Annotated in this window: 11 protein-coding genes and 2 riboswitches; of the genes, 2 read left to right on the top strand and 9 right to left on the bottom strand. The window is 70.7% G+C overall.

All coding sequences use genetic code 11. The annotated features are described in order from the left end of the window. Nucleotides 1-104 precede the first annotated feature (104 nt). Entirely contained in the window at nucleotides 105-1,112 is a 1,008-nt protein-coding gene (locus ACYVE7_RS22235; RefSeq protein WP_460366926.1) for a polyprenyl synthetase family protein, read from the top strand. 9 nt (nucleotides 1,113-1,121) lie between these two features. Here ACYVE7_RS22235 and ACYVE7_RS22240 read toward each other — a convergent pair whose 3' ends face one another. Further along, complete coding sequence (locus ACYVE7_RS22240; protein ID WP_460366927.1) at nucleotides 1,122-1,550, bottom strand: MarR family winged helix-turn-helix transcriptional regulator; 429 nt, start codon at nucleotides 1,548-1,550, stop codon at nucleotides 1,122-1,124. A gap of 62 nt (nucleotides 1,551-1,612) precedes the next feature. On the opposite strand from ACYVE7_RS22240, the gene ACYVE7_RS22245 reads away from it, so the two are divergent. Next, nucleotides 1,613-2,668 (top strand): substrate-binding domain-containing protein, encoded by a 1,056-nt coding sequence (locus ACYVE7_RS22245; protein WP_460366928.1) that lies wholly within the window; start codon nucleotides 1,613-1,615, stop codon nucleotides 2,666-2,668. On the opposite strand, the gene ACYVE7_RS22250 is transcribed toward ACYVE7_RS22245, so the two are convergent. From ACYVE7_RS22250 to ACYVE7_RS22285, 8 genes are all read right to left on the bottom strand, one after another. Further along, complete coding sequence (locus ACYVE7_RS22250) at nucleotides 2,659-3,495, bottom strand: HAD-IIA family hydrolase (protein WP_460366929.1); 837 nt, start codon at nucleotides 3,493-3,495, stop codon at nucleotides 2,659-2,661. The genes ACYVE7_RS22245 and ACYVE7_RS22250 overlap by 10 nt on opposite strands. Before the next feature lie 124 nt (nucleotides 3,496-3,619). Then, a complete protein-coding gene (locus ACYVE7_RS22255) occupies nucleotides 3,620-5,005 on the bottom strand; it encodes an L-serine ammonia-lyase (protein ID WP_460366930.1) in 1,386 nt (461 codons plus the stop codon). An 82-nt stretch (nucleotides 5,006-5,087) separates the two neighbouring features. Further along, nucleotides 5,088-6,347 carry a serine hydroxymethyltransferase gene (locus ACYVE7_RS22260; RefSeq protein WP_460366931.1) on the bottom strand — a complete coding sequence of 420 codons (1,260 nt, stop codon included), beginning with the start codon at nucleotides 6,345-6,347 and terminating at the stop codon, nucleotides 5,088-5,090. Then, nucleotides 6,344-6,730: a glycine cleavage system protein GcvH gene (gene gcvH / locus ACYVE7_RS22265; RefSeq protein ID WP_460366932.1), complete on the bottom strand. Its 387-nt coding sequence runs from the start codon at nucleotides 6,728-6,730 to the stop codon at nucleotides 6,344-6,346. The genes ACYVE7_RS22260 and gcvH overlap by 4 nt, the downstream gene beginning before the upstream one ends. Next, nucleotides 6,727-7,806, bottom strand: coding sequence for a glycine cleavage system aminomethyltransferase GcvT (gcvT, locus tag ACYVE7_RS22270; RefSeq protein ID WP_460366933.1), 1,080 nt, complete (start codon nucleotides 7,804-7,806; stop codon nucleotides 6,727-6,729). The genes gcvH and gcvT overlap by 4 nt, the downstream gene beginning before the upstream one ends. 99 nt (nucleotides 7,807-7,905) lie before the next feature. After that, nucleotides 7,906-7,995: riboswitch (glycine riboswitch) on the bottom strand. Nucleotides 7,996-7,999: 4 nt separating this feature from the next. Continuing rightward, a riboswitch (glycine riboswitch) is annotated at nucleotides 8,000-8,092 on the bottom strand. 16 nt (nucleotides 8,093-8,108) lie between these two features. After that, nucleotides 8,109-8,342: a hypothetical protein gene (locus ACYVE7_RS22275; protein WP_460366934.1), complete on the bottom strand. Its 234-nt coding sequence runs from the start codon at nucleotides 8,340-8,342 to the stop codon at nucleotides 8,109-8,111. A 232-nt stretch (nucleotides 8,343-8,574) separates the two neighbouring features. Then, the gene (locus tag ACYVE7_RS22280) at nucleotides 8,575-9,099 is read right to left on the bottom strand and encodes a hypothetical protein (RefSeq protein ID WP_460366935.1); all 525 of its coding nucleotides are present in this window, start codon (nucleotides 9,097-9,099) and stop codon (nucleotides 8,575-8,577) included. After that, a partial coding sequence (locus ACYVE7_RS22285) for a DUF6286 domain-containing protein (protein WP_460366936.1) occupies nucleotides 9,099-9,268 on the bottom strand: 170 nt, incomplete at its 5' end. The genes ACYVE7_RS22285 and ACYVE7_RS22280, both read right to left, overlap by 1 nt.

Consider the following 9,268-nt stretch of genomic DNA (forward strand, 5'->3'; position numbering starts at 1 on the left):
GCCGGGGCCAGGATCACCGCAGCCACCGAGGCGCGGCCGACGGCGCTGCGGCTGCGGCCGTCGGGGCTCGGCACCGCCGCCTCCGACCTCTTGGAGAGGACGAGATGAGAACCGTCGATGAGATAGCGCGTCCCGCCCCCGAGGTTCTGGCGTGGGGGCGGGCCGTGGTGGAGCCCGCGATGCGGGAGGCGATCGGTTCGCTGCCCGATCCCGTCCGGCACATCGCCGGCTACCACCTGGGCTGGTGGGACGCCGAAGGACGGCCGAGCGAGCCGACCGGCAAGGCCGTCCGGCCGACCCTGGCGCTGCTGGCCTGCGAGGCCGTCGGCGGCGATCCCGAGGCGGCCGTTCCCGCGGCCGTCGCGGTGGAGCTGGTGCACGACTTCTCGCTGCTGCACGACGACGTCATGGACGGCGACAGGACCCGCAGGCACCGTCCGACGGCCTGGTCGGTGTTCGGGACGGGCCCGGCGATCCTCACCGGCGACGTCCTGATGACCCTGGCGATCGACCTGGTGGCGGCTTCGTCGCCGCACGCCAGGATCCTCACCTCGGCCGTCCTCGACCTGCTCAACGGGCAGAACGCCGACATGGCGTTCGAGAAGCGCTCCGATGTGACCTTGTCGGAGTGCGTGGCGATGGCCGTCGGGAAGACGGCGGCGCTGCTGCGGGTGTCCTGCGCGCTGGGCGCGCTGGCGGGCGACGCCTCCCCCGACCAGGTCGCCCGGCTCGGCCTGTTCGGCGAGCATGTGGGGCTGGCGTTCCAGCACACCGACGATCTGCTGGGCATCTGGGGTGATCCGGCGGCGACCGGCAAGCCCGTCTACTCCGATCTGCGGAACCGGAAGAAGTCGCTTCCGGTCGTCGCGGCACTGACCAGCGGCAGCCCGGCGGGCGAGGAGCTGAAGTCGCTGTACTTCTCGCCCGGTGAGTTCGATCCGGAGCGGGCGGCGGCGCTGGTGGAGATGGCGGGCGGACGTTCCTGGTCGCAGGACCGCTCCGCGCAACTCCTCAAACAGGCGCTGGACACCCTCACCACGGCCGCCCCCGGCACCCGCGCGACCGCCGAGCTGATCGCGCTCGCCCGGATGGCGGTCGAACGCAGCAGATGAGGGACCGGCTCAGGTGAGTTTGGCGGCGGCCTTGTTCAGCAGCACCGTGAGCAGGGCCGTCTCCTCCGGGCCGAGGGACAGCGCCAGCTCCTGATGGTCGGCGGCGACGGCCTCGGCCGCCTCGGCGTGCCTGGTCCTGCCCCGGTCGGACAGGAACGCCAGCACCTTGCGGCGATCCTGGTCGTCGGGGCGGCGGTAGACCAGCGCCGCCGCCACCAGCCGATCGACGATCTTGGTGAGGGTCGGCGGCGGGAGCAGCGTGTGGTCGGCGATCTCCGACATGGGGTGGCCGCGGCCGTCCGCCAGCAGGGCGAGGACGCGCCACTCCTCCACCGTCAGCTCCGCGGAGCGCAGGACGGCGGCGAGCCGGCTCACCACACGGCGCTCCACGAGGGTGAGCAGGAGCGCGAGATCGTGGGCGGTTGCTGGGACGGTCAAGGCCACCCTTTCATCCTGGCGTCGAAATATGCCGGTAGCAAGCGCGCGTTATCCTTCCGACCATGGGTCGTCGGGAGACGTACGACATCGCGCTGGTGGTGCCCGCGCAGGGCCCGACCGGGATGTTCGGACCCTCGTGCGAACTGTCCGCGCGGCTCGCCGTCGAGGAGATCAACGCGGCGCGCGGCGTGCTGGGGCGCGAGGTGCGCCTGACCACGGTCGACGGCGGCGCGGCGCCCGCCGAAGTGGCGCGCGAAGTCGGCGGTCTGGTCAGGGCCGAGGCCGTGGACGCGGTCGTCGGCTGGCACACCTCGGCCGTCCGCGAGAGCGTCGCCCCGGTGATCGTCGGCCGGATCCCCTACGTCTACACGACCCTGTACGAGGGCGGCGAGGACCGGCCCTGGGTGTTCCCCATCGGCGAGACGCCCGGCGGGCAGCTCAGACCGGCGCTGCACTGGTTCGCGCGGGAGCTCGGGGTGCGCCGCTGGACGATCGTCGGCAACGACTACGTGTGGCCGCGGGCGTCCGCCGGAGCGGTCCGCGGGTATCTGCACGAGATCGGCGGGGCGGTGCTCGGCGAGCAGTACGTCCCGCTGGGGACCGGCGACTACGGCCGGGTGCTCGGCAAGGTGATGGCCAGCCGGTGCGAGGCGGTGCTGGTGCTGCTGATGGGCCAGGACGCCGTCGACTTCCACCGGTCGTTCGCCGCGGCGGGCCTCGACGCGGCCGCCCTGCGGTTCGGGCCGCTCACCGACGAGAACATGCTGCTGTCGATGGGCGCGGACGTCACCCACGGGCTGTACGCGTCGTCCGGCTATTTCGGAACGCTCCCGACCGCCGAGAGCCTGGACTTCTCCGGCCGCTACCACGGCAGGTTCGGGCCGACCGCGCCCATGCTGACGGGGCCGGGCGAGTCCTGCTACGAGGGGGTGCGGCTGCTGAGCGAGCTGCTGCGCCTGGCGGGCGGCGGCGACGTCGCCCGGATGCGCGCCCTGTCGGAGGGACTGCGGTACGAGGGCCCGCGCGGGCCGGTGGAGCTGCGGGACGGCCATCTGTCGCAGCGGGTCTTCCTCGCGGTCGCCGACGGCCTCGAGTTCGACGTGATCCATCAGCTCTGAACGTCCAGCGCTCGGGCGTCCCAGTCGAACAGCAGCGCGGGCAGGTCGGCGATCGAGTCGATGACGGCTTCGGCGCGGGGCAGGCCCGGCTCGTCCTGCTGCTCGGTGTACCGGCCGGTCCTGACCTGGACGGTGCGGGCGCCGAGCGCGACCCCGCCGGCGACGTCGGTGGTGGCGTCGTCGCCGATCACCACACAGCGGGACATGTCGGCGCCGGTGGAGGCGGCGGCCAGCGCGAGGAAGTCCTTGGACGGTTTGCCGACGACCTTCGCGGTCGTGTTCGCCGAGTATTCGAGGGCGGCGACGATCCCGCCGGTGCCGAGGTGCTCGCCGTTGCTGCGCACGAAGTACCGGCCGCGCTGGAGCGCGACCAGTTCGGCCCCGCCGCGCACCGCCCGGAACGCGTGGTCGAGGAGCGCGTAGTCGAGGGTGTCACGGCAGTCGCCGACGACCACATGGGTCACCGGTCCTTTCCCGGTGAACCTTTCGAACGCGGTGCGGACGGTGCTGGACACCATCAGCAGCGCCCTGACGTTCTGCTGGTCCTCCAGATACCGCTGCGCGGCGAGCACCGGCGTGAACAGCTCCCACGGCGCGACCTCCAACCCCATCGCAGCGAGGTCGGCGCGGATCACGCCGGGCGGCAGCGAGTCCCGGTTGGTGAGGAACCGCAGCGCAATGCCCGCCTGCCGAAGGAACCCGAGCGCATAAACCGCGCCCGGCACCAGCCGCCCGTTCGCGTACACCGTTCCATCGAGATCGACGAGCGCGGTGTCCACCGACCGCACATCGACCAGCCGCGACGCGACCGCACTCACCGGAGCCATGGGGTGTTCTCCTCGGTTCGCCCGAACTACTTCCCCCAGAAAGTATTTCCCCCCGAAGCATCCCCCCACCCCCACCCCGTTAACTTCCCGTTACACCCTCCTCACCACGCCACGGTGAGGGTGGTCAGCATTCGATGACGTTGACGGCTAGGCCGCCTCGGCTGGTTTCTTTGTATTTGTCGAGCATGTCGCGGCCGGTGTCGCGCATGGTCTTGATGGCGCGGTCGAGGGAGACGAAGTGTTCGCCGTCGCCGCGGATGGCGAGGCGGGCGGCGGAGATGGCCTTGATGGAGGCGACGGCGTTCCGTTCGATGCAGGGGACCTGGACGAGGCCGCCCACGGGGTCGCAGGTCAGGCCCAGGTTGTGTTCGATGCCGATCTCGGCGGCGTTCTCGACCTGCTGCGGGGTGCCGCCCATGACCTCGGTGAGCGCGGCGGCCGCCATCGAGCAGGCCGAGCCGACCTCGCCCTGGCAGCCGACCTCGGCCCCGGAGATCGACGCGTTCTGCTTGAACAGGACGCCGATCGCGGCCGCGGTCAGCAGGAAGCGGTGCGGCCACGTCGGATCCGCGGGGCGGACGAAACGGTCGATGTAGTGCATGACGGCCGGGATGATGCCGGCCGCGCCGTTGGTGGGCGCGGTGACGATCCGGCCGCCCGCCGCGTTCTCCTCGTTGACGGCCAGGGCGTACAGGGTCACCCAGTCCATGGCCTGGAGCGGGTCGGTGGGGGTCTCGACCAGCAGTTTGCGGTGCAGGGCGTGCGAGCGGCGGCGGACCTTGAGCCCGCCCGGCAGCAGGCCCTCCTCGCCGATGCCCCGGATGACGCACTCCTGCATGGTCTGCCAGAGATGATCGAGCCCCGCCCGGATCTCGGCCTCGGACCGGCCGAACGCCTTCTCGTTCTCCAGCATCAGCCGGGGAATGCTCAGCCCGGTCGTGCGGGTCAGTTCGAGGAGTTCGGCGCCGTTGTTGAACAGGTAGGGCAGCGGGGTCTCGTCGGCCTTGATCCGGTCGGCGCCGGTGGCGTTCTCGTCGACGACGAACCCGCCGCCGACCGAGTAGTAGATCCGGCTGCGGAGCTCGGCGCCCTCGGCGTCATAAGCGGTGAAACTCATGCCGTTGGGGTGGCCCGGCAGGCTGAGCTTCCGCTCGAACACGAGGTCCTCGCCGATGACGAACGGGATCAGCGGCCCGTCGGCCAGTTCGCCGAAGAGCTGGAGCTTGCCGGAACCGGCGAGCGCGGCCATCCGGCCGGGCACCGACGCGACGTCCACGTTCTCCGGCTTGGAGCCCTCGAGCCCCAGCACGACGGCCTTGTCGGAGCCGTGGCCCTTGCCGGTCAGCCCGAGCGAACCGTACAGAACGCACTCCACCCGCGCGACGTGCGGAAGCAGGCCGTCGTCGTTGAGGCCGCGCGCGAACCGATGGGCGGCGGCCATCGGTCCGCCGGTGTGCGAGCTGGACGGGCCGATGCCGACCTTGAAGAGATCGAAAACAGAGATCGCCATTGATCCCCCTGAAAGAAGGGCGGCCCTGCATGGGGAGGGCCATGCAGGGCCGGATTTACGAGAACCGGGCTACGAGAAGGCCTTACAGCCCGGGGTACAGCGGGTGCTTGCGGGCGAGCGCGACGACGCGGGCCTTGAGGCTCTCGGCGTCGAACTCGGGCTGGAGCGCGAGCGCGATGACGTCGGCGACCTCGGTGAAGTCGTCGTCGCCGAAACCGCGCGTGGCCAGGGCCGGGGTGCCGATCCGCAGGCCCGACGTCACCATCGGGGGGCGCGGGTCGCCGGGGACGGCGTTGCGGTTGACGGTGATGCCGATCGCGTGGAGACGGTCCTCGGCGTCGCGGCCGCTCAGCTCCGAGTCGACCAGGTCGACGAGGACCAGGTGGACCTCGGTGCCGCCGGTGAGGACCTTGACGCCGGCTTTGGCGGTGTCCTCGGCCAGCAGCCGCTCGGCGATGATCTTCGCTCCGTCCAGGGTGCGCTGCTGGCGCTCCTTGAACTCCTCGGACGCCGCGACCTTGAGCGCGACGGCCTTGGCCGCGATCACGTGCTCCAGCGGCCCGCCCTGCATTCCGGGGAAGACAGCAGAGTTGATCTTCTTGCCGTACTCCTCCTTCGCGAGGATCAGGCCGCCGCGCGGACCGCCGAGGGTCTTGTGCGTGGTGGTGGTGACGATGTCGGCGTAGGGCACCGGCGACGGGTGCAGCCCCGCCGCGACCAGCCCCGCGAAGTGCGCCATGTCGACGAACAGCAGCGCGCCGACCGAGTCGGCGATCGCGCGGAACTTCGCGAAGTCGAGCTGGCGCGGGTAGGCCGACCAGCCCGCGACGATCATCTTGGGCCGGTGCTCTTCGGCGAGCCGCGCGACCTCTTCCATGTCCACCCGGCCGTCGCCCGGGCTGACGTGGTACGGGACCACGTTCAGGGTCTTGCCCGAGTAGTTGAGCCGCATCCCGTGGGTGAGGTGGCCGCCGTGCGCGAGGTCGAGCCCGAGGATGGTGTCGCCGTGCTCCAGGAGCGCGAAGTACACCGCGGTGTTGGCCTGCGCGCCCGAATGCGGCTGGACGTTGGCGGTCTCCGCGCCGAACAGGGCCTTGGCCCGGTCGATCGCGAGCTGCTCGGTGACGTCCACGTGCTCGCAGCCGCCGTAGTAGCGGCGGCCCGGGTAGCCCTCGGCGTACTTGTTGGTCAGCACCGAGCCCTGGGCCTCGAGGACGGCGACCGGCGCGAAGTTCTCCGACGCGATCATCTCGAGGGTGTCCTGCTGGCGGGCGAGTTCGGCCCTGACCGCGGCGTAGACCTCGGGGTCGAGGCTTTCGAGCGAGTCGAACAGCGTCGTCATGCTTCCTCGATGATCTTGGAGTAGGCCTCGGCGTCCAGCAGCTCCGGGTTGTCGTCGCCGAGCCGGATGCGGAACATCCAGCCCTCGCCGTACGGGTCGGAGTTGATGATCGACGGGTCGTCGATGACGGCCTGGTTGACCGCGATGACGTCGCCGGACAGCGGCGCGTACAGGTCGCTGACCGACTTGGTCGACTCGGCTTCGCCGCACGCGTCGCCCGCGGTGACGGTCGAGCCCTCCTCGGGCAGCGAGACGTACACGATGTCGCCGAGGGCGTCGGCGGCGTAGTCGGTGATGCCGACGGTCACGACGCCGTCCTCACCGTCCAGGCCCGAAACCCACTCGTGCTCCTCGGTGTAGCGGAGCTGCTCCGGAACGCTCACTTTTCTCTCCTGTAGAAGGGCAGGTCGACGGCGTCGACCGGCTCGTGCTTACCGCGGATGTCGACGGCGACAGGGGTCGCGCCGAGCGTCACATAGGCCATGGCGATGGGCTTGCCGAGGGTCGGGGACGGCGCCCCGCTCGTCACGGTGCCGATGACCTCGCCGTCGGCGCCGATGACCTGGTAGCCCTCACGGGGAACCCTACGTCCCTGGGCGACCAGACCCACGAGTTTCCTGCGCTGCGGCTCGTCGGCGAGTGCGGCGAGCGCGTCTCGTCCGACGAAATCCTTTTCCAGCTTCACGACCCTGCCGAGACCGGCGTCGTAGGGGGTGAGGTCGCGGGTCAGCTCGTGGCCGTACAGCGGCATCCCGGCCTCGAGCCGGAGGGTGTCGCGGGCCGACAGGCCGCACGGGACGACGGAGTCGCCGCCCGCCTCGGCCAGGGCGTTCCAGAGGGCGACGGCCTCGTCGGCGTCGATGAACAGCTCGAAGCCGTCCTCGCCGGTGTAGCCGGTGCGGCCGATGAACGCCGCGATCCCGGCCACGGTGCCGCTGATCAGCGCGTAGTACTTGAGGTCGTGGATCGGCGCGTCGGTGAGGGTGGCGAGGATCTCCTCGGCCTTGGGGCCCTGGAGCGCGATCAGGGCGTACCGGTCGGACTGGTCGTCGACGGTCGCCTCGAACTTCTCGGCGCGGGCCGTCAGCTCGGCGGCGACGATCTCCTTGTTGGCGGCGTTCGCGACGACCATGAAGCCGTGCCGGCTGAGCCGGTAGACGATCAGGTCGTCCAGGACGCCACCCTCGGCGTCGGTGATCATGGTGTAGCGGGCCTTGCCGGGCTCCAGCGCGGACGGCAGCCCGACCAGCGCGTAGTCCAGTGCTTCGGCGGCCTGCGGCCCGGTCACGAAGATCTCTCCCATATGGGAGATGTCGAACAGGCCCGCGCTGGTCCGGACGGCCACGTGCTCGGCCGTCTCCGACCCGTACCGGACGGGCATCAGATAGCCGGCGAAGTCGACGAGGGTGCCGCCGAGCTCCTTGTGCAGCTCGTAGAGCGGTGTTGTCTTCGGTGACACGGGCAAGGCTCCTTGGTCGGCGGCGTGTGCGCGGTCCCTGGGTGGACCTCGAGGGTCCTTCTCCATGGTCCCATCGCACGCGTGCTGGCTGGGCCTCCCCCTCTGTCCTGGGTGCCTGAGAGCTTCACCCGCGGTGGCCTGCGGGTTTTCACCTTCGGCGGGGGCCTCACGGGCCCCTCTTTCCAGAGGTCGCCTCCACCCAGCGGTCCTGGTGCCTGAGAGGTTCCGGGGAGGAATTGCTCCTTCGGCGGCCCGGCTTTCCCGGGCTCTCTCCCGCAGGGGATCAACAGCGTCACCTCAGCCTATAGAACCCGCCCCCTTCCCGCCAGTCGCCCCGGCACAGGCGTCCAGCTCGGCCCGGGTGATCGCCCCGGGATCACGGACGGCTCGATCTCGGTGGTAGCCCTGGCGAATCCGCCGATCCCTTCTTCGGGCGGATTCGGCAGATCGGCCACTCGATAGTCGACAACGGAAGAAGAATGGCGCGCCCGCGCCTGTTCGACGGCTTTCAGCGCGATATCGAACGCGGTCGTCACGTACCGATCGAGGCGATGGGGCCCAGCTCAGGGCGCATGGAGGGAAGGGAATCAAAAGGAAGACCGGTGGTGCAAGTCTCGCGCCACCGGTCTTCGAGCAGAAGGTCTAGCTGTGTTCTTTGTTTTTCAATACCCCGCGACCCCCTTCGGAAAGTGGAGCGACTAGTTAGACAGTACGAACTCCGGGAGGGGAAAGCGTTATCGGGGGTGGCAAATCGGGGTAGAGCAGTCTTTACGCGATGCGGGTCTCGCGGTAGACGAGGCGGAACCGGAGCACGGCGTGGAGTTCGTCGAGGGACGTCAGGGTGCGGAAGCGGGCCACGGACTGCTCGCCGATATGGGCGTGGAGCAGGCCCAGGTCGGCGGACTCGTCGCAGAGGACCTGCAGCACCAGCCGGGGCCTGCCGCGGGAGCCCGTCAACCGGATCCGGACGTCGCGGACGCCCGGCAGCCGGACGATCTCCTCGGCGAGGTCGGCGGTGGCGGCCTTGGTGGCCATCCGCTTGGGGCCGCCGCGCATCAGCACGAACCGGCGGAGCGCGGCCCCCCGGCCCTGCGCCAGCAGCCAGAACAGCCCCGCCAGCGCGACGGCCGCGAGCAGCGCGAGCACCGTCGGCCGCAACCAGGCCGCCTTGGCCAGGGCGGGATCCTCGTCGAGGACGGGCGCGTCACCGGCGATGAAACCCAGCCAGACGACCAGCCCGCCGGCCGTGATCAGGGTCAGCCCGGCCAGCGCCAGGGCCACTCGGCGCCCCATCACCGCCGCCAGTCCACGCGGACGGCCACATACCGCCGCCGCGCCGGGTTGAGCCCGGTCAGCCGGGCCTCGACCGCGGCCTGCACCAGATCGCCGAGATTGCCGGGGTTGCGGAGCCGTGTCCTGACCCGGACGACGACCCGCCGCCGCCGGACCGTGGCGGTGGCCT

The organism is Actinocorallia lasiicapitis, from assembly GCF_054778695.1.